We start from the raw sequence: 21,266 nt of genomic DNA on the forward strand, positions 1-21,266 counted from the left end.
TAAATCAATGAATTTTATTTCAAAGTTTCAGCAATCATTAAAGCACATTTTTCACCATCAATAGCTGCTGAAATGATTCCGCCTGCGTAACCTGCTCCTTCTCCGCACGGATACAGGCCTTTTATTTGCAAATGTTCATAAGTTAACGGATCCCTCGGAATTCTGACCGGAGACGAAGTTCGGCTTTCCGGAGCGTGCAAAATAGCTTCGTTGGTTAAATAACCTCGCATTGATTTTCCGAATTCTTTAAATCCTTCGCGTAAAATCTGCGATAAGAATCCGGGGAAAACCTGACCCATTTCCACTGAAGTTGTTCCCGGAACATAGGAAGTTTTAGGAATAGCTGCCGAAACTTTATTTTGAGTAAAATCAATCATTCTTTGTGCCGGTACTTTTTGGGTTTGTCCTGCCAAATGCCACGCTTTTTGCTCGATGCTTTTTTGGAATTCCATTCCGGCCAAAGCGCCAAATTTTTCGAAAGGTTTAAAATCTTCCAGTTTCAGTTCGATCACGATTCCGGAATTTGCCGTTGCCTGATCCCGTTTTGATGGTGACCAGCCGTTCGTAACTACCTCACCCGGACTGGTGGCACAAGGCGCAATGACACCACCCGGACACATACAGAACGAATACATGCCCCGGCCGTTAACCTGCTTGACAATAGAATACGGCGCCGGAGGCAAATGCTCCCCGCGGTAATCACAGCTGTACTGAATACTGTCTATTAATTCCTGCGAATGTTCTGCACGAACTCCCAATGCAAAGGGTTTGGCCTCGATAAAAATTTTCTTACTGTCCAGTAATTCAAAAATATCACGCGCAGAATGTCCCGTTGCCAGGATTAATTTATTCGCCTGAATCGTATCTCCGTTTTGGGTTACCACTCCTTCTACTTCATTATTTTTTACCAAAATATCGGTAACTTTGGTATCAAACAAAACCTGACCGCCAAATTCGATAATTTTGTTTCGAATGTCTTCGATGATTTTAGGCAGTTTATTGGTTCCGATATGCGGGTGTGCTTCCACCAAAATATCCTCCGAGGCTCCAAAAGCAACCAGAAGTTCCAAAATTCGGGTTACATCGCCGCGTTTTTTAGAACGGGTATACAATTTGCCATCAGAATAAGTTCCCGCTCCGCCTTCGCCAAAACAATAATTGGAATCTTCGTTAACCAGATGATCTACATTGATGGCTTTCAGGTCACGACGGCGTCCACGGACATCTTTTCCACGTTCCAGCACAATCGGTTTTAAACCTAATTCTATGAGTTGCAATGCCGCAAAAAGTCCTGCGGGGCCAGCGCCAACCACAATTACTTCCTGAGCTTTAGAGACATCTTTATATGTCGGTAATTCTATTTTAGTTTCCTGAAAAGGCTCACCTTTTAAATATATCAGTACTTTCAGATTGATTTTTATCGCTTTTTGACGCGCATCAATGGATCGTTTCAGGATCGAAACGTGTTGAATTTCTTTAGGGGAAACTTTTAACTGTTTAGACAAATGGTCATGAAGCAGCAATTCGTTTGCAGCAATTTCTGGTGTTACCTGAAGTAAAAGTTCTCTTGGCATTGTATTTTATTTTATGCTATTAGCTTTTCTATTTATGAAAAGAACATGCAAAAATACTATTTTGAACTGACTTTATATAATTAACCGCAAAGTGCGCTAAGATTTTTTAAAGGTATTGTTTTATAAAAACAAAAAGTTCGCAAAGCTTTGTATTGATCTAGCTTTGCGAACTTTGTGTTTTCTACGCATATAGTAAAATTAAATCTTAGCGCACTTTGCGGTTAATTATGCCGCGATTTTTCCCTTGTCCGTAAAATAGACTTTGTACCTTTGACCCTCAAAACCTTTGCACCTTTAAAAAAATGTCTAGAAAAATAAAATTGATTTGGGATTTCCGGGGTCCAGCTTCGGCAAAAACAGCAGAACATCACGAAATTCATTTGAAAGAATATATCGCTATCGAAAAACTTCCGTTGAATATTACGGGTTTTAAAGTGATCAGCGAAATGCACGCCATTGCTTTTATGGTGGTGACTGATGAAAATATGATTCCCGTAAGAGATGCTTTGAAGCCGCATCGGGGAGAGGTTTACTCAGAATAAAATTCCAATTTTTTAAACTCCAAATTCCAAGTTTGGAAATCATTGAAAATAAAAATCCAAATTCCAAACTATCGCTAGCACTTGGAGTTTGGAATTTATAAATTTTGGAATTTAATTTTTAATTCGCTACCTCGCTGATAAACTTAATACGCATCAAACGTAATTCATCAATATCATAATCACCATCGAATTCTTTCAGGGCGTCTTCGATTTTATCGGATTCTGATTCCATGAAATAATCGTGAATTTCTTCCTGCTGATCATCATCAAGCATATCGTCAACCCAATATTTGATATTCAGTTTGGTTCCGGCGTACACAATTTGCTCCATTTCTTTAATCAGCGCATCCATTGTAAGTCCCTTGGCGGAAGCGATATCTTTCAGGGATAATTTTCGATCTATGTTCTGAATGATGTATAATTTATTGGCAGAGTTTACTCCGGTAGATTTTACGACTAAGTCATCCGGGCGAATGATATCATTATCTTCTACATAACGATTAATCAGGGTAATAAAATCAGCACCGTATTTTTTTGCTTTTCCTTCACCAACACCGTGAATGTTATATAACTCAGTCAGGCTAATCGGGTATTTCAGGGCCATATCTTCAAGAGAAGGATCCTGAAATACAACAAAAGGAGGAACCCCGAGTTTTTTGGCTACTTTTTTTCGCAGCTCACGCAACATTCCCATCAGGACTTCATCGGCTGTACCGGATGATTTAGAAGCTGTTACGATTGCCTCGTCTTCAGACTCATTGTATTCGTGGTCTTCAGACATCATAAAGGAAACCGGGTTTTTAATAAAATCCAGTCCGGCTTCTGTAATTTTTATGATTCCGTATGTTTCAATATCTTTAGACAAATAACCGGTTACCAGCACCTGTCTTAATAGCGCCATCCAATATTTTTCGTCATGGTCAGAACCTTTACCGAAGAAAGATTGTGTATCTGTTTTATGTGCTTTAATGACAGCGTTTATACGGCCGATTAAAGTAAATACAATTTCTTTTGATTTATAAATATGTTTGGTATCGCGAACAATTTCCAACAATTTAACAACTTGTTCCTTGGCTTCGATTTTATTTTTCGGATTACGGACGTTGTCATCCATGTCTGCACCTTCGCCTGTTTCGCTGTCAAATTCTTCACCAAAATAATGGAGCAGGAATTTTCTACGAGACATTGAGGTTTCGGCGTAAGCCACCACTTCCTGTAAAAGTGCAAAACCAATTTCCTGTTCTGCCACCGGTTTTCCGGACATGAATTTCTCCAGCTTTTCTACATCTTTATAGGAGTAATAGGCCAGGCAATGCCCTTCACCCCCGTCACGGCCTGCACGGCCTGTTTCCTGATAATAACTTTCTAATGATTTTGGAATATCATGATGAATAACAAAACGAACGTCCGGCTTGTCAATTCCCATTCCGAAAGCGATGGTTGCCACTACTACATCTACATCTTCCATCAGGAACATGTCCTGGTGTTTGGCTCTGGTCTTGGCATCTAAACCTGCGTGATACGGAACGGCACTTATTCCGTTAACCTGTAAAACTTCGGCAATAGATTCTACTTTTTTACGGCTCAGGCAGTAAATAATTCCTGACTTGCCTTTGTGTTGTTTGATGAACCGAATAATATCCGATTCTATGTTTTTAGTTTTTGTACGAACTTCGTAGTATAAATTGGGTCTGTTAAATGATGCTTTGAAGGTATTTGCATCAGACATGTCCAGATTTTTAAGAATATCTTCCTGAACTTTTGGTGTTGCAGTGGCGGTTAGACCAATAATAGGCACCTGCCCTAATTGTTTGATTATATTTTTCAGATTTCGGTATTCCGGCCTGAAATCATGTCCCCATTCCGAGATACAGTGTGCTTCATCAATTGCCACAAATGAAATGGGCACACTTTGCAAAAAGGCGACATATTCTTCTTTTGTTAAAGATTCCGGTGCCACGTAAAGAAGTTTGGTCAGTCCGGAAGTTATGTCTTTTTTAACCTGTGCAATTTCTGTTTTGGTGAGGGATGAATTTAATACGTGTGCAATTCCGTTTTCTGAAGAAAGGCTTCGAATCGCATCAACCTGATTTTTCATCAAAGCAATTAAAGGAGAAACAACGATAGCAGTTCCTTCCTGAATTAAAGCGGGTAATTGATAACAAAGAGACTTTCCACCGCCTGTAGGCATAATGACAAAAGTGTTCGTCTTACCTAGGATACTTGTAATGACTTGCTCCTGCAAGCCCTTAAATTGGCTAAAGCCGAAATACTTCTTTAATTCCTTGTGTATTTCAATTTCGTTTGAATTCATTCTTTATATTAATGGTAATTTGTATAAATTTGCAACACATAAAGATACAACTTTCTTTTATACATACAAATTTTAAATATTCTGTTTTGATCACAAAAGAAAATATATTAGCCATAGCAAAAAAAACAATACTCTCTGAAAGTGAAGCAATTACAAAGCTAATTGATTTTTTGGATGAAAATTTTTACGAAGCCACCCAACGCATATACGAAACTAAAGGCCGACTGATCGTAACCGGCATCGGAAAAAGCGCCATTATTGCGCAAAAAATGGTCGCTACTTTTAACTCAACCGGAACACCTTCTATGTTTTTGCATGCTTCAGAAGCGATTCATGGTGATTTGGGAATGATACAAAACGAAGATATTATTATTTGCATTTCCAAAAGCGGGAACAGTCCTGAAATAAAGGTCTTGGTTCCGCTCTTAAAACGTTTTGGAAATACTTTAATTGCCATCACCGGTAACATAACTTCCTTCCTAGCCAAAGGTTCGGATTATGTTTTAAACACTACTGTTGACACGGAAGCCTGTCCCATAAATCTTGCACCAACCAACAGTACTACCGCACAACTTGTTATGGGCGACGCTCTTGCCGTTTGTTTAATGGAGATGCGTGACTTTAAACCCGAAGATTTTGCTGTATATCATCCGGGTGGAGCTTTAGGAAAAAAACTATTGCTTCGCGTAAAAGACATGATTGAACATTCGTTAAAACCGATGGTTGCACCTGAAACTTCAGTTAAAAAAGTTATTTTTGAGATATCAGAAAAAAGACTGGGAGTTACTGCTGTTATTGATAATGATAAAATTATCGGAATTATTACCGATGGAGATATCAGAAGAATGCTAAACGACCGTGATACCATCGCTGATTTAACCGCTAAAGATATTATGAGTAAAAACCCTAAATTAGTGTCATCAGAAACAATGGCTGTTGATGCATTGAATATATTAGAAGATTTTTCGATTACCCAGTTAATCGTTTCTGATAACGGAGAGTACAAAGGAGTATTACATTTACATGACATTTTAAAAGAAGGAATCGTATAATGGCAAAGAAAAACCTTGGCGAGATGTCATTTTTGGACCATCTTGAAGAATTAAGATGGCTTTTGGTCAGAAGCACCATCGCAGTAATCTTAATGGGAGTTGTGACTTATTTTTTTAGTGATTATTTATTTGACGAAATAATACTTGCTCCTACAAAACCCAGTTTTTTTACATATCAGTGGTTTTGTGACTTATCACATCAACTGGGATTTGCAGACAGCATTTGCATTACTGAACTGAATTTTATTATTCAGAACACAGAAATGGAAGGACAGGTAAATATTTTTGTCTGGATGTGTATCCTTGCGGGATTTATTTTAAGCTTCCCTTATATTTTATGGGAACTTTGGAAATTTATTAGTCCGGCTTTGTATGAAAAAGAAAGAAAAAATGCCAAACTATTTATTTTTACTTCATCATTACTTTTCTTTTTGGGAGTCATATTTGGCTATTACATTGTAATCCCAATGTCCGTAAATTTTGTGGCCACGTTCTCGATTAGCAAAGTGGTTATTAATCAATTTACAATTGAATCTTATATGGGAATGGTAAAAACCAGTGTCCTGGCCAGCGGATTATTTTTTGAATTACCGATTATTATTTATTTCTTAACGAAACTAGGCCTTGTAACACCTCTTTTCTTAAGGAAATACTGGAAATATGCCGTAATCATCATTTTGATTATCGCCGCAATTGTTACCCCTCCGGATGTGGTGAGCCAGACTATTGTAGCGATACCCATGTTGCTTATTTACGAGGTTAGTATCCTGATTTCAAGGATTGTTTATAAAAATAAAATGAAAGAAAATGTCTGATATCATTCAAGAATTTAACGACTATCGTTCTAAAATGAACGAAAAATTATTAGCTGACAACAATAAAATTGTAAAGAGAATCTTTAACCTTGACACTAATGCGTACGCGCCGGGAGCTCTTGATGTAAAAACAAAAGAACTTTTAGGATTAGTCGCCTCTGCTGTTTTACGCTGTGATGACTGTGTCAAATACCATTTGGAAACCAGCCATAAAGAAGGAGTTAGTAAAGAAGAAATGATGGAAGCAATGGGAATCGCAACTTTGGTTGGCGGAACAATTGTTATCCCGCATTTACGCAGAGCCTATGAATTCTGGGAAGCTTTGGAAGAAGCTGGAAAATAATTAGAAAATGTGTCAATTAGATAATTAGATAGTTTCCCGAAATGCTCTAATTATTTAATTCTTAATCACAAAATCTAAATTTTGAAAACGCAATAATTTGTTAATTGATTTATCGGATTGATTATTTTACATTTATTTTGCCTTTCAAATCAAATTATAAAATTGAATAGTGAGTTAGTTTTTCAATTATCTCATTTTCTAATTACCTAATTATCTAATTGAACTAAATGAAGCTAAGAGCCGATAATTTAATCAAAACCTACAAAGGCCGGAGTGTTGTAAAAGGAATTTCTGTTGAAGTAAACCAGGGAGAAATCGTTGGTCTTCTGGGTCCGAACGGTGCCGGAAAAACAACTTCTTTTTACATGATTGTAGGATTGGTAAAACCAAATCAGGGAAATATTTACCTCGATGATTTAAACATTACTGATTATCCGATGTACAAGCGTGCCCAACAGGGCATTGGTTATCTGGCACAGGAAGCTTCTGTTTTTAGAAAATTAAGCATTGAAGATAATATCCTAAGTGTGCTGCAATTAACGAAACTTTCTAAAGAAGAGCAGATTGCCAAAATGGAAAGTTTAATTGAAGAATTCAGCTTGGAACATATTCGAACCAACCGGGGTGATTTACTTTCAGGAGGAGAGCGCCGTCGTACCGAAATCGCACGTGCACTGGCTACCGATCCGAAGTTTATCTTACTGGATGAGCCTTTTGCCGGAGTTGACCCGGTTGCCGTTGAAGATATCCAGCGAATTGTAGCACAGCTGAAAAACAAAAACATCGGGATTCTTATTACCGATCACAACGTACAGGAAACTTTAGCAATCACTGATAAAACCTACCTAATGTTTGAAGGAGGTATCCTGAAAGCCGGAATTCCCGAAGAGCTGGTTGAAGATGAAATGGTTCGCCGTGTGTATCTTGGGCAAAACTTCGAACTACGTAAGAAGAAACTGGAATTTTAAAATAAGTCACAGTATTTAGTCTCAGTCGCAGTATTCAGTCACAGTGTGAGAACTGAGACTGCGACTAGATACTACGACTAAAAACTCAATCAACGGTTATAAACTGCAATTGCTGTAAATCCCCGTTATAAATATTCACATCGACTGTGCGCTCAATTCCGGGCACTGTTGCTTTTTCTGTAAACTGCCAGAATAACCAGTCGTCTTCGATTCTTTCTCTGTAGAAATTATAATTGGCGATCCAGAACAAATATTCTCCGAATTCATCCTTAAGGAAATCAGCATAATATCTTTCGCCTGTGTAGATTATTGGCCGTACTTTATAGTGATTTTCTACTTTTAGCAACCAGCGTTTCAATCCTTTCTTAAGACTGTCCAGCGATTGATTTTTGGGTAATTTTTCAATATCCAGCACCGGTGGCAAATCGCCTTTTTCCAATTTTACTGTTTTGATAAAAAGATCCGCCTGTTCGATAGAATTTTCGTTTGGGCGATAATAGTGATAAGCACCACGGATCATTTTATTTTCTTTGGCACCTATCCAGTTTCGCTTAAACTGAAAATCTTTTCTGTCCCTGCCCACGGTTGCCCTGATAAATACAAAATCCAGCGGGTACTTTTGCTCGAGGGTATCTACATAAGACCAACTTATTTTTCCCTGATATTCGGAAACATCCAGGCCAATTGATTTTCCTTCATGTTTTGCGAGAACCTGAAAATTTCGCACATCCGAAAGTCGTTTGTCTTCTATTTCCTTTTCGGAAAGTTTTTCCTTTTTAAAGCCCAGATAATACGCCAGTCCTCTGCGATAATGATAAACACCACCCAGAAAAAGGCCAATAAAAACAATAAGAGTCAGGTATCGAAAAAATTTACCAATCGAAGAGCGTGAACTCGTTTTTCGATTATAGCTTTGTTTTCTTGTAACAGGTTTTCTTTTCATTCCGCAAAAAACTACTTTTTCAGAAACATATTATTTACTACCGATAATACTACATAAAAAATGATAATTAACGGAATTGCCATGTATTGAAGCAATACTACTAACAACAAACAAATTACTAAAAACACGATCTGAAGTACATTGTCTTTTAGATTAAACTTCTTAATTTTTAATGAAAACAGAGGAATTTCAGCGTTTAGTATATAAGCGCTAACCAACGTAATAAGAAGTAAAACCCATTGGTTGGTTAAAATTTCAAGCATCATTAAAGAATCCGAAAATTCTATCACCAAAGGCAGACTTAAAATAAACAGGGCATTTGCCGGTGTCGGCAAGCCAATAAAAGAATCAGTCTGACGCGTATCGATATTAAAATTTGCCAGTCTGTAGCAGGAACCCAGGGTAACGATGAACCCTAAAAAGGGAATGAAAGGATTTGTACCCAATTCATGTGCGCTGTTCGCATACAAGCTAAACATCACATAACCCGGCACTACCCCGCTGGTCACCATATCAGCCAAAGAGTCGAGTTGCAGCCCAAGGGGACTGGAAACTTTAAACAATCTGGCAAAAAATCCATCAAAAAAATCAAAAAAGATACCTAAACAAACCATGTAAAAAGCCATTAAATAATTGGCTTCAGAAACATAAACAACTGCTATGCAACCGCAAAAAAGATTGATTAATGTAATTAAATTAGGAATGTGTTTTTTAATATTCATCTTTATAAATTTTGATAATGGTGAGCAACAAATTTAGCACAATAACTGAATCTAAAACAGCTTTTTCAGGGAGTTTTTTATCGTAAATCCTGACTTTCGCAATATTTATCAAAATCCATAAATTTAGATGCGTAAAATATTATATTTTTGATAAAAATTAAAACAGACCCCGGTTTACAAAAAAATATCCGTTGAAGAAACTTTTCGTGCTTTTATTATTAGGGAATTGTACCATACAATATGCGCAGACTGTTCGAAAATATTCGAATGAGTTTATGAATATTGGCGTTGATGCTGCTGCCCTTGGAATGTCGAGCGCTGTCGTAGCCTCGACCAGTGATGTGAACTCCGTTTACTGGAATCCGGCAGGTCTGACGCACCTTGAAGATCATCAGATTTCATTGATGCATGCCAATTATTTTGCCAACATCGCACAGTATGACTACATAGGCTACGCCAGTCCGATCGATGACAGAAGTGCCTGGGGGATTTCGATGATTCGTTTTGGGGTTGATGATATTATGGACACCACCGAATTAATCGACAGTCAGGGAAACATTGATTACAACCGAATTAGTCTCTTTTCAACTGCCGATTATGGTTTTACCTTTTCATACGCCAGAAAATTACCTGTAGAAGGATTTCAATATGGTGTCAATGCGAAAGTGATTCGTCGTATTATCGGAAAGTTTGCCAATTCCTGGGGATTTGGTTTTGATTTTGGGTTACAATTCGAAAAAAACGACTGGAAATTTGGTTTGATGCTCCGCGACATTACCACCACTTATAATGTGTGGAATATTGATGAGGAGGAATATAAAAAAATATCCAATGCTATTCCGGGAGAAAATAATGAATTGCCTGAAAGTACGGAGATTACTTTACCAAAAGCACAGCTGGGCGTATCCAGAAAAATTGAATTTCATAATGATTACAGCCTTTTGATTGCCACGACTCTGAACATGCGTTTTGAACAGACGAACGATATTATTTCGTCAAAAGTGGTGAGTATAGATCCTGCAGTGGGTTTTGAATTTGGTTATACTGATTTGGTATTTTTAAGGGCCGGAGCAGGAAATTTTCAGAATGTGACGCAATTGGACAATACTGAAAAAATAAATTTTCAACCGAATATTGGTTTGGGTTTCAAATACAAAGGCATTCAGGTCGATTATGCTTTGACCGATCTGGGCAATCAGAGTACTGCTTTGTACTCCAATATTTTTTCATTAAAAGTAGATTTAGGTATCTTTAGATAATAATTACAAACCATTGAACTTCTTAAAATTTTAAATCATGAAAAAAGTCATTTTCAAAATAACACTTTTTACTTTATTATTAAGTTTTACCAGTGGTTTCAGCCAAAACCTGCCTTTATCCAAGGAAGCAAAAATAAGCGTCATTACCTGTGGTCTGGGCAACGAAAGCTATTCCTTTTTTGGACATACTGCTATTCGCGTCACTGATCCGCTAAATACTATTGATGTGGTTTATAATTATGGCAATTTTGATTTCAGGACTCCCAATTTCGTGGCAAAATTCGCAAAAGGGGACTTGCAATATTTTGTTAGTGCCCGCCCGTTTCCTGAATTCCTAAGTGATTATACTTCTGAAAGAAGAAGTGTTTACGAGCAGGAATTGCTTCTTTCTCCTGAATTGAAACAAACTCTTTTTGATAAATTAAACGCCACACTGTTTTCTGAAGATCGTTATTATACTTATAAATTTATCGACAAGAACTGTACATCGATGGTAGTGGACATCATTAATGCTACTTTGGGCCAAAATGTTCTTGTCAAAAAAGGAGATACAGACATTACATACAGATCTATTTTATACCCTTATTTTGACGGGCATTTTTATGAAAAATTGGGAACCAGCATTATTTTCGGGACAAAAGTCGATCAGTTAGGAACCAAAATATTCCTGCCTTTTGAATTAAAAAACAGTTTAGAAAAAACGACTTTTCAGAACCAGCCTCTGGTAAGCAAAAGCAAAACTCTTTTAAGTTTCGAAAAAGAAACGCCATCCTCTTGGTGGAATAATGTGTATACGTATCTTTTTATTCTGGCTTTTGTTGTCATAGCACACAATAAAGTAGTCGACAAGATTTACCTTTTGATTCTTTCCTTAACCGGAATCTTTTTTATTGTTGTCGGATTTTATTCTCTTCACCTGGAACTGGCGATGAATTACAACACACTTTTATTCAGTCCGCTTTTGCTGATCTTACTTTTCCTGTCCCTTGCAAAAAACAAAAGATGGACGTACCGATTTTCTGTTTTGCATTTAATTTTCCTGATTGTTTATGCCATTTTCATGATCAATAAAGCACACTTTTTGATTGTCCTGCCTCTCATAATTACAAGTGGTTTTGTTTTGGTAAGGGTTGCGATTCGAAACAAAAAACGTATTCCGATTATCATCTAAAATTATTGTCCGCGGTAGAAAACAATTGTTGTGATGGTTTTAAAAGTAATACTGACGTCCAGAAAAATACTTCTGTGCTTGATGTAATACAAATCGTACTGCAATTTTATGAGACTCTCTTCGATAGATTCACCATACGAATAATTGACTTGTGCCCAACCTGTAAGACCCGGCTTTATAACATGTCTTGTTTCATAAAAAGGCATTCTCTGGGCAATTTCGGCAACGAAAAAAGGACGTTCAGGTCTTGGTCCGATCACGGCCATATCTCCAATAAGAACATTGAAAAACTGGGGCAGTTCGTCTATTCTGGATTTACGCATAAATTTTCCAAATGGCGTAATACGTTTATCATTTGAAGTGGCAAAAACAACTCCGCCGGATTCCGAGTTTTCGACCATTGTTCTAAATTTATAAATTTTAAAAACAATCCCGTTTTTACCTACTCTCTCCTGGGTGTAAAACAGGCTTCCCTTATTGCCAATACTATTTCCAAGAAAAATAAAAGGAATAAAAACAAAGCAAATCAATAAGCCGATAACTGAAAACAGCAGTTCCAGAAAGCGAACTAAGAAGAGGTATAATTTATTATTATTACTTCGGCTGAAAGGGAAAAAGCGATAAAAATCGCGTGAGATATAGTGTACCGGAATACGTTGTGTTTTACTTTCGTAAACCTGCGTATATTCTCTAATTACGTTTCCGGACTCTAATAAATGCAGTATGGTCTGATACAAATCTGTGGTGATTCCATCAGTGTTCTGAGAAGCAATTACAATTTCAGAGATGCTGTGACCTGAAACAAAGGCTTCTAAATCTTCCTTTTTGATTTCTTTGACATAATGAAAATCTAAGTTTTCATTAGAAACGGAATCTGAATTTACAAATCCGGCTATTTTATAATGAGGATCTACATTTTCAAGTCCCAAAACCAATTCTTCCACCTGATTCTGATCACATATTAAAACAACATTTTGGATAAACCGGTGAGAAGCCAGAAAGTATACATACAAGTATCGCCAGATCAACAGAGAAGAAAGAACTGCAAAATAAAAGATCACAATTGCGATTCTGTGTTTGGGCAATTCGGGGGATAAAACAGGAGTCAGTAAATAAACAATTACTGTTGTGCTTACTGTAAAGATGGTGCTTCTGAGGATTTGAAACTGATTGCTGGCCACCTGTAAATTATACATTTCGAAAATAGATCCAAACATATAGATGTAAAAGATCAATACGATCTCCCAATAATAATTGGCACTTGAAAACACAAAGTATTTAAAATCAGTAGTTACACTCAGCAAAAAAAGTGTACCTAAGACAAATACTGCATCTAAAATATGGAGCAGTACTTTGCGTTCCGATATCTCGAAATGAATTTTTTTATTTAATAACATCTATTCTACGGTTTAATTTGGGGTAATTAACTCGAAGCAAATGTATTATAAAAAAAAGGAATTAATCGTCTGAATTCTCAGGTTTTTCAGGAATCTTAATCTGGACAGAGAGAAGTGCCAAAGCGTAGACAAATGCGGGAGCAGCCATCCTCATAGCGGCATGATTAATTGTTAACAGCCAGAAAGCCAGAAAAGAAAGGGCAAATATATTTTGACGGTTATTCACAAATAACAATAATGGCGTAAATAATAAAATCATCAGATCAATTAAGCCCAGACTGCCATGTTCGGCTACCATCCTTGTAATTTCATTGTGCGATGCCGCTTCAATTCCCGTTTCTTCTTTTCTAATCTCTTTGTTTCTGCCGACACCTACACCAAAAACAGGGTTTTCCACAAACATTTGAAGTTCTGAAGCGATAAGGGTTTCCCGGCCTGATAGTTTACTTTTTTTAACCCTTCCCAAAGCATCCTGATTGGAGTATCTTTTATTGATCAGTCCGCTGGTTTGAAATGAAGAATAACCCCAAACCCCGATTCCTGCCAAAAATGTCATTAACATAATCAGTCCAATTTTTGACTTAGCTACCGCATTTCCCTGATAGTACAATATCATTAAAAGCAGGATAATCATTACGACACCTGTCATTACTCCTCCTCTTGAAAAAGTAACAATTCCCCTAAAAGCAAAAACCATCACAAGGACAGCATTCAACGCGATTAGAAATTTGCTTTTTGAATTTAGTAATAATTGTACAAAAAAGACAAAAATTCCCAATCCCAAAATTGTAGATACCTGATTGGGGCCAAACCCTCCTGAAGTGGCGAAATTAGATTCTGTACTTGTAACAACGTCCCTCACACTTGGGGAATACAAAAAAAGATAAACTGTAATAGAAATCAATGGAAAGCACAAAGCAGCTATAACTGTCTTCAGTCTCTCAAAAGTTATTTTTCTCTGATAACAATAAATGGCTGAAATTCCCAGACAAACCGGTCCGGAAATATTAAAAGCAATTGCTTTCCTGATATCAGTGTCAAAGTTTAAAGAGAAAACCGATATTATAATTCCCGGAATAAGAAGTAAAAAGAAGATCCAGTATACTAATGCTTTCCTGGAAAAACCGGAATAAATAATGCCGGTAAACATAAAAATCATAACGGCATATTTACCAAATTCATTCAGAATCACTCCGTTTGTCATCCTTAAAAGTACCTCTGCCCCTACTACATAAGCCGACATGATGAGAACTTCATTATTCCTGTTCCTGTTTTTAATAATGTAGAAAAGTCCAAAAACAAAAATAGAGAGGGTGTAAATTTTTGTAATAAAAGGCAAAATAAAAACCAACACTCCTATAAAGGCATGAAATGCAATTAAATGAACATAAGATAATGAGGTTTTTTTCATGAATTATTTTTTATAAGCCTGTATAAGCTTTTCAACTATCGTTTCTTGTGAATAGTCCTTAACCAGTATTTCATGCAGATTGCTGGCTAAAACTTCTCTTAATGCTTCAGTTTTGGTTATTTTTTCCAACTGTTGCTTTATTTCAGCATCTCTTAATGGATGAAATAACAATCCGTTAAATTCATCCTGAATAAGCTCAGGGCAATATCCCACATTGGTAGAAACTACTGCCAGTTTAGCGGCAGCATATTCCAGTAATGTCACAGGAAATCCTTCCTGAGTGGAAGCCAGAACACCCACTGACGCTTGCGAGAGAATATATTTGATGTCACTTTTTTCTCCGCACAAATGTATATGATTTTCTAATGCATTAGATTTTATAAAGTCTTTTAATTCCTGCGAATACGGATCAGCATAATCTTTTCCAATCAAATGTAAGGTCCAGCCGGATTCCTTTAAATTTAAATCACTGAAAGCGCTAAGAATAGAAATATGATTTTTTGGCTTTTTTAAATTTGCCAAAAAAACAATTCGTTTTCCATTTTCGCCTTTCAGTTGTGTAATTTCCGGGTTTTCATTTTGCTCTACAAGAAAATTAGGAACAAAAATCACCTTTTTACAATTCATGTTCTTTCTGCTCCATTCCTGCAATTGCAGGTTCACCACAAAAACAGAATGAAAAAAGAATGATGCAAAAATCAAAATCCGGTTTTGTTTTTTTGATTCCTTTGCACGGCTTCCGTAATGATCATGCCATATTATCTTGATTCCCGGCATCGTAAATTTCACCAAAACGGCTGTAAAAAAAGAAGAACTGTGGGCATGAATAATATCAATTTTGTTTTTTTTCAGGTATTTTCTCAATTTGAAAATAGCTTTAAAATCGATTTTCTTTTCTTTTTTTAAAAAGAGATACGACACTTTTTCATTGATAAGATTTACTAATTGCCCTTCTTTCCTGGTCGTCACTAACCCGGAGAATTCAATTTTACCGGCCAGAATATTGGCATAGTTGACTGCCATGCGTTCAGCACCGCCAGCTTCGAGTGAATCTATAATCTGAACAATCCTCATTTATTTCTTTTTCAGTAAAATATTGATATTTCCTGCCATTAATTCTTCATCCGTAAAATTATTAAAATCGTCATGGATTTTTAATTTGCTGAATTTCTTAAAGCTTTCAGATTCCATATTGATGGTACTGTGTTCAAAAAAGGTTATTTCAAACTCGTTTTGAAAAAGCGCTAAATACTGCGGGAGCCTTAATCTGTTGTGGTAATCGAATTTAGTTTGTATCTGATTCCATTCTGCTTCACTGTATTTCAGGAAATCCTGCAATGACAACGAAGAATCCTGATAAGCCCTGTGATCGCTGGGAGAAATCAGGTGCAATATATGGCTGCCTGATTTTAAATTAGCCAGCATAAACTGATGCATTCTGGCAATTTCACCCGGAGGCACATGTTCCAGAACAAATCTTGACACGATCAAATCTATATCTTTAAGATCCCCGTTACAAATATCGGTTTTAGGATAATAAAAAATGTTTTTAAGAAGGGGATATTTGCTTTTGCTATCCGTTTCTACCGTATATTTTGAGCTATAATAGCTGTTCAGTTTCGCTACTTCTTTTGTGCTGTAGTGCTCGTTTATATCGTACGTATCTACCTGTCTGGCTTTTCCATCCAAAATTAACTGATACGGAAAAATAGGCACCCAGCCCGAACCTAATTCGGCGATTTTTGTGCCTTCGATACTAACATTATTATCATGCAAAATTCTTACTATGGTTTGGTAGCTATCGTTTGTAGAACGGATTTTATCTTCCAGGGTTAATTTACCTCCAATATTTTGCAAAAAATGATATACCGCATAGCCCAGACGATCAGGCAACACGGAAAGAACTTTAAAGATATTGGTTTTTAAGCTATGCTTCATGATGTAGTATTTTATTTATTTCTTTTTCAAAAACCTCTAAAGTATATTCCCGTGACCAAACGAGGGCTTTTTGAATTTTAAGTGTATAATCCGATTCGTTTTTTAGTGCTTTTTCGAGTTTAATAACATCCTGCTCTATTTTCATTTCCAACAACAGGCCGCGTTCTTCATCAGCGAGCATAAAGGGAACACAGGAAACTTTGGTTGCAACGGGAAAACATCCCCAGAACATTCCTTCGGCAATGGCTTTGGGCCAGCCTTCACTTTTAGAGGGCAGCATCACAAAATGGCTTTTCTGAAGGGCCTGTTTTATCGTATCCTGATTTTGATTTCCATGCAAAAAGACAATATTTTCCAATTGCTTGTTTTTAATGTATGCTTCTAAACTATTTCGTTGAATACCATCGCCGTATACATTTAGAACTATATTAAATCCTTTTATCTCCAATTGCTCCACCAGCTGTATCGCATATAAAGGATTTTTACCTTCCACGAGACTTCCGACGAAAGCAAATTCTATTCCTGCACTAAAAGGTTCTTTCTGGACCACAGTTTTCTCTGATTCTAAATACGTGGCTGTAAAAAACGGCACTATGTTTTTAGTTTTATTTTTCCAGTCGCCATACACCAAAACCTTCATGTTTCGGGTCAAAAAAACATTGCTTACAATATACTTTTGCAATTTGTAAGTCCAGGGCTGTTTGCTTTGCGGATCCCAATTGCCGGCATATTTTGCTGTTTTTTCTTTGTGTGGGAATAAAACCTGAACGATACAGCCAATCAGCCCCATATTTCCGGGACATCGCAAATGAATATGATCGGCTTTTTTCATCGCCCAAAAGACCCTCCAGAAAATAATGGGCAATCTGAATACGGTTTTTAAGATCTCTTTAAAACTCGTAAGACTAAAATCGGGAACTTCTTTAAAGTCGATTTTACCATGTTTATAAGGCAAATCTATTAAAGTTGGACTTTTAGGACTTAGCGGTGCGACCAGAATCAATTCATCAATATTTTTCAGCCAAACGTTCATTTCTCTCACGTAGGGAGCATAACCATAATACTGGTTGTCCTTTTGGGTATGGCTTACATGTGTGATTACAGCAAATTTCATTGGTTTTGGCACTAAAGCGTATTTTTTGTACTATTTAATATTCTCGTGATATAATTTTTTGGGTGTAAGTAGTTTTCACTCCATTTTAAATTATTTTCTCCTACTTCCAAATATCTTTTACCTTCCAGTAAGTATTCGATTTTTTCCGGTAATTCTAAATAGGCACTGCGATTTTGAAGCTTTTCAAAGTTAGTATGTTCTCTAAAATCTTCTACCACTGTACGAAGAGGAGTGGTCACAACTGCTTTTCCAAACAGCAGGTACTCTCCTATTTTCCAACCCGGAGTATCTTTCAAGCCGTCATCTGCAATCCCAATATCTGCATTTCTCAGGGATTTAAAATATTCTTTTTTAGAGGTATGTTTTATATCTAATAGCAGTTCCGGGGCAATTTTCTTTGACAATTCATCAGGAAACAGACCCACTGAAACATTTTTGAAATTCTTTTTTATAATCCTGCAGGCTTCAATACGAAATTCGTTCTGGCTCGCTCTTCTAATTTTTTCATCCGGGTCAGCATTATTATCCGGGTTCCATAGTCTCGAATGAAAAATGATTTTGCCGTTATGGTCTGCAGCCTTTTTTGGAAAATTCCTAACATCCATCGCATTATGCGACAAATTGGTAACCAGATTAAAGTAATCCATGGCACGGACAATTTCTGTTCTGTTTGTTTTACTTATCAGGTCTTTAAAATTCAACTTCATTAAAAGTTTTACCGCTTTATACGAGAAGTTTACCTGAAGATTCAACGGATGCACATTTCCTTTATAACTCTCCAACAGCAATGATCTTTTAAAATAAAAATCATATTTTTCCGGATTATCAAGGAATACACTATTATCTGAATAATCTAAAAAAATCATCTGATTGTTGCTGTGCAGTATAGCGCCGCCCGTAGCAATTTTTGCATTAAAAGAAACATCAAAAACCTCATTATTTTCTTCACAATAGTGTAGTAATGAATACAGTATCATATTGTGATGAGAAGTCCAGTATGGTAATTCCAGTTTCATTTGAAGCTAATTAATATTATAGGTAAACCTTTGTACTGGTCCTGCCTGCATTCGTCTTTCTAATCTTTTTTCCACTGCCCTAAACATTTGATTTAGGAAGCAAAGACTTAAAAAAATCTATATTCTGATGTACTATATTCGCCAATCCGTATTTTACAAGAACAGATTGCCTTGCTGCCTGACCTATTGCTTTTGCTTTTTCTTTATTGGAAAAAATCCAGCTAATTTTGTCGGCAATATCTTCAGGGCTATGCGGGTCGCATAATAGTCCTGTCTGATATTCTTGTATGGTTTCCGGCCCAGGACCTAATTTTGTAAAAACGACTGCTTTTTCCATTGCCATAGCTTCCGGGGCCACCAAACCCTGTGTTTCTATGTGCGATGGAAATACACATACCGAAGCATTTGCATATACCTGAGGAATATTGGCAAAAGGTATAGCGCCATGAAAATAAATAGCTTTTAGTATCGCATCACCTAAAAGAGGCAGCTCTTTTTCTCTAAGCATTTCCACATAAGAACTTCCATCCGGAAAAAACCAATCCCTCCCATAAATATGTAATGTCGCTTCAGGAAAAGCTTTTTTTACGAAAGGAAAGCTTTGTATTAACTGGCGGACACCTTTCTTTTCGCAAACTGTACCCACAAAAACAATTCTGTTATCGGGCACTTCTGTTTTAATGGGTTGAAATAATTCTGTATTTATCGGATTATTGATATAGGCCAATGGCTTATTGTGATAGCTTAGATATTTTTCGGTATGCTTTTTTACGTACTGTGAAACGGCAATAAAAGCATCACTTTTACCGAAAGACCTTTTTTCCTGAAATCCTTTCCATCTATTGATTTTCCTGTTTTCACCTTCTGCGAAGAAATGATGTCCTCCATGAAGCCGGATGATGTATTTAATCCCTTTTATTTTTTTTATAAACGCAAGGCCCAGTTCGGAAGCTTCAACAATATCGATGGGATTCTCTTTATGAATTTCCTTTATCTTTTTATTGATGGCCTTAAAATTAAAATACCAGGAAATTATTTTTACGCTGCTTCTTTTCAGACGATAGATATGAACTCCGTCTGTAGTTTCCTCTTCATTATTTGAGGTATAGTTCAGGCCAACTACAGAAACTCTGATTCCATTTTTAACCAGGGCTACCGCTAAAGTTTTCACAAAGCTCCCTATTCCGCCATGCGGAAATCCTTCTTTTGGATATTCGTTTGTCAAGAAGCAAATATGCATTTTAATGGGCTTTAAGGATTTGCTTTATTTTTAGCGAGGCATTTTGATACTCTTCCAGCACAATATTCTTCCATTCGATCATAGCCGGACTACAATTCTTTTGAAGCGTTACCTTTTCTACAATTTCCTGTTTACTATTTAGCCAGATAACAGCGCTTTTATCAGGCATACTTTTAAAATGCTGAAACTGATAAATCATGTTTACCGACCAGTCTTTTACCTTTTTCTCCTGCTGATCATAATTGATAAACACGCAGGGTTTATCAAACATGGCAAAATCAAAGGCCATGGTCGATCCGACATTTACAACAATATCCGAGTAAAAAGCACTGCTAATCAGCAGTTTTACATCTTCAATTGAAGGGTACACTGTGTTCCATTCGTTTGCGATATTAAAATACCACAACGGCGCGGCTTCTTTTATAAGATCTTTATATTTTTTTACCACAGCATCATATCTGCCCGAAAAATCTACCGGACATCTTCTAAACAAAATCTGATATTCATCCTGCAGACTGGCTTTTGTGAGCTCTTCTGCAATATCATTCAGGTAAGCCGGATCATCGGGAGAGGTTTTAGTATCATCTCCTGAGAAACAAATGATTTTTTTATTTGGATCCAGGTTGTATCTTTTGTAGAACGTTCCTTTATCGATTCTGTTTTTTTCATCTGCATAAAACTCAAACTGAGGCGTTCCCGTAACGGCAATGCTCTTTACCGGAATTTCCGGATAATACAATTGTAATTCCGCTTTCATATAATCCGACCAGACCAGATAATGATCTGCCCTTAGCGCCATTCGGGCTTTAGGCAAATTGTCCCAGGAATAAATTACTGTTGCCGTTTTAATTCCCAGGTCAGTTGCAGCTGCAAATATACCGGCTACTTTTAAAGCCCGCTGATGGGAACAGAAAACAACACTGGGCTGTACTTTCTTTAAAATCTCTTTGACCTCATCATAAAAAACATTCTGACGAATTGCTTTCTGATAGTGTTTTTCTAATTTGAGAATATTCGAATATTTCTTAAAAAACGGGGCTGCTGCCTCAATCAATTTATAAAAAACCTTCTTCGAAAATGTATTTTGGTTCCAGTTCCAATTGGTCAGCAGGGAGGTGTTTTTTACTTTTTGTGTGTTGTGGTACAACCTGCAAAGACAAATCAATTCTCTTAAAAATTTCTCTTTGGCGGATTCTTTGTAAGCCGGAATTGTAATTTCGTCATCAATGAGGACATTGTCTTTAATGGCAGTTACCGTTTCGGGATCAAAATTATGAAACAATACCAAATCCTCCTTCATGTCTTTAAAAACATCAGCATACAGGTAATTTCTAATTCCGACTCCATCTGGAAAGAGCAATAAAATTTTATCTTTCTCCATTCAAAAATTTACTAAAAAACAATATTAATTCGATCATTGACTTATAATTCCTAAAACGGGCGCGCC

The 21,266-nt window shown here is 36.7% G+C and carries 19 protein-coding genes; 7 read left to right on the plus strand and 12 right to left on the minus strand.

Translation table 11 applies throughout. The annotated features are described in order from the left end of the window. Positions 1 to 14: 14 nt before the first annotated feature. Positions 15 to 1,574, minus strand: coding sequence for an NAD(P)/FAD-dependent oxidoreductase (locus tag D0817_RS10965; protein ID WP_127338440.1), 1,560 nt, complete (start codon positions 1,572 to 1,574; stop codon positions 15 to 17). Between the two features lie 302 nt (positions 1,575 to 1,876). Between D0817_RS10965 and D0817_RS10970 the strand changes: the two genes are divergently transcribed. Next, complete coding sequence (locus tag D0817_RS10970; protein WP_127338441.1) at positions 1,877 to 2,116, plus strand: hypothetical protein; 240 nt, start codon at positions 1,877 to 1,879, stop codon at positions 2,114 to 2,116. Positions 2,117 to 2,234: 118 nt separating this feature from the next. On the opposite strand, the gene recQ is transcribed toward D0817_RS10970, so the two are convergent. Further along, positions 2,235 to 4,430, minus strand: a complete 2,196-nt coding sequence (gene recQ / locus D0817_RS10975; protein WP_127338442.1) for a DNA helicase RecQ — start codon at positions 4,428 to 4,430, stop codon at positions 2,235 to 2,237. An 86-nt stretch (positions 4,431 to 4,516) separates the two neighbouring features. On the opposite strand from recQ, the gene D0817_RS10980 reads away from it, so the two are divergent. The 4 genes from D0817_RS10980 to lptB all read left to right on the plus strand — a co-directional run bounded on the left by D0817_RS10980 (position 4,517) and on the right by lptB (position 7,608). Next, a complete protein-coding gene (locus D0817_RS10980) occupies positions 4,517 to 5,482 on the plus strand; it encodes a KpsF/GutQ family sugar-phosphate isomerase (protein ID WP_167470940.1) in 966 nt (321 codons plus the stop codon). Further along, positions 5,482 to 6,297, plus strand: coding sequence for a twin-arginine translocase subunit TatC (tatC, locus tag D0817_RS10985; RefSeq protein ID WP_127338443.1), 816 nt, complete (start codon positions 5,482 to 5,484; stop codon positions 6,295 to 6,297). The genes D0817_RS10980 and tatC overlap by 1 nt, the downstream gene beginning before the upstream one ends. Continuing rightward, positions 6,290 to 6,640, plus strand: coding sequence for a carboxymuconolactone decarboxylase family protein (locus tag D0817_RS10990; protein ID WP_113676464.1), 351 nt, complete (start codon positions 6,290 to 6,292; stop codon positions 6,638 to 6,640). The genes tatC and D0817_RS10990 overlap by 8 nt, the downstream gene beginning before the upstream one ends. 227 nt (positions 6,641 to 6,867) lie before the next feature. Next, positions 6,868 to 7,608: an LPS export ABC transporter ATP-binding protein gene (gene lptB, locus D0817_RS10995; RefSeq protein ID WP_026982881.1), complete on the plus strand. Its 741-nt coding sequence runs from the start codon at positions 6,868 to 6,870 to the stop codon at positions 7,606 to 7,608. Positions 7,609 to 7,693: 85 nt separating this feature from the next. On the opposite strand, the gene D0817_RS11000 is transcribed toward lptB, so the two are convergent. Both D0817_RS11000 and D0817_RS11005 read right to left on the minus strand, forming a co-directional pair. Continuing rightward, positions 7,694 to 8,551, minus strand: coding sequence for a glycoside hydrolase family 25 protein (locus tag D0817_RS11000; RefSeq protein ID WP_127338444.1), 858 nt, complete (start codon positions 8,549 to 8,551; stop codon positions 7,694 to 7,696). An 11-nt stretch (positions 8,552 to 8,562) separates the two neighbouring features. Then, positions 8,563 to 9,273 (minus strand): CDP-alcohol phosphatidyltransferase family protein, encoded by a 711-nt coding sequence (locus D0817_RS11005; RefSeq protein WP_127338445.1) that lies wholly within the window; start codon positions 9,271 to 9,273, stop codon positions 8,563 to 8,565. A gap of 191 nt (positions 9,274 to 9,464) precedes the next feature. On the opposite strand from D0817_RS11005, the gene D0817_RS11010 reads away from it, so the two are divergent. Continuing rightward, complete coding sequence (locus D0817_RS11010) at positions 9,465 to 10,532, plus strand: putative type IX sorting system protein PorV2 (RefSeq protein WP_497756095.1); 1,068 nt, start codon at positions 9,465 to 9,467, stop codon at positions 10,530 to 10,532. A gap of 37 nt (positions 10,533 to 10,569) precedes the next feature. Continuing rightward, on the plus strand, positions 10,570 to 11,703 hold the full coding sequence (locus tag D0817_RS11015) for a lipoprotein N-acyltransferase Lnb domain-containing protein (RefSeq protein ID WP_127338446.1): 1,134 nt from the start codon (positions 10,570 to 10,572) through the stop codon (positions 11,701 to 11,703). Positions 11,704 to 11,705: 2 nt separating this feature from the next. Here D0817_RS11015 and D0817_RS11020 read toward each other — a convergent pair whose 3' ends face one another. The 8 genes from D0817_RS11020 to D0817_RS11055 form a co-directional block, all read right to left on the minus strand. Continuing rightward, complete coding sequence (locus D0817_RS11020; protein WP_127338447.1) at positions 11,706 to 13,100, minus strand: sugar transferase; 1,395 nt, start codon at positions 13,098 to 13,100, stop codon at positions 11,706 to 11,708. Positions 13,101 to 13,161: 61 nt separating this feature from the next. Beyond that, a complete protein-coding gene (locus tag D0817_RS11025; protein ID WP_127338448.1) occupies positions 13,162 to 14,511 on the minus strand; it encodes an O-antigen ligase family protein in 1,350 nt (449 codons plus the stop codon). A gap of 3 nt (positions 14,512 to 14,514) precedes the next feature. Continuing rightward, positions 14,515 to 15,585, minus strand: a complete 1,071-nt coding sequence (locus D0817_RS11030; RefSeq protein WP_127338449.1) for a glycosyltransferase — start codon at positions 15,583 to 15,585, stop codon at positions 14,515 to 14,517. Next, a complete protein-coding gene (locus tag D0817_RS11035) occupies positions 15,586 to 16,449 on the minus strand; it encodes a class I SAM-dependent methyltransferase (RefSeq protein WP_127338450.1) in 864 nt (287 codons plus the stop codon). After that, entirely contained in the window at positions 16,439 to 17,563 is a 1,125-nt protein-coding gene (locus D0817_RS11040) for a glycosyltransferase (protein ID WP_127338451.1), read from the minus strand. The genes D0817_RS11035 and D0817_RS11040 overlap by 11 nt, the downstream gene beginning before the upstream one ends. An 11-nt stretch (positions 17,564 to 17,574) precedes the next feature. Then, positions 17,575 to 18,579 carry a hypothetical protein gene (locus tag D0817_RS11045; protein ID WP_127338452.1) on the minus strand — a complete coding sequence of 335 codons (1,005 nt, stop codon included), beginning with the start codon at positions 18,577 to 18,579 and terminating at the stop codon, positions 17,575 to 17,577. Positions 18,580 to 18,658: 79 nt separating this feature from the next. Then, positions 18,659 to 19,804, minus strand: coding sequence for a glycosyltransferase family 4 protein (locus D0817_RS11050; protein WP_238160852.1), 1,146 nt, complete (start codon positions 19,802 to 19,804; stop codon positions 18,659 to 18,661). A gap of 16 nt (positions 19,805 to 19,820) precedes the next feature. Then, positions 19,821 to 21,200 (minus strand): CDP-glycerol glycerophosphotransferase family protein, encoded by a 1,380-nt coding sequence (locus D0817_RS11055; RefSeq protein ID WP_127338454.1) that lies wholly within the window; start codon positions 21,198 to 21,200, stop codon positions 19,821 to 19,823. Positions 21,201 to 21,266: the final 66 nt, after the last annotated feature.

The organism is Flavobacterium cupreum, assembly GCF_003996965.1.
Classification (GTDB): Bacteria; Bacteroidota; Bacteroidia; order Flavobacteriales; family Flavobacteriaceae; genus Flavobacterium; species Flavobacterium cupreum.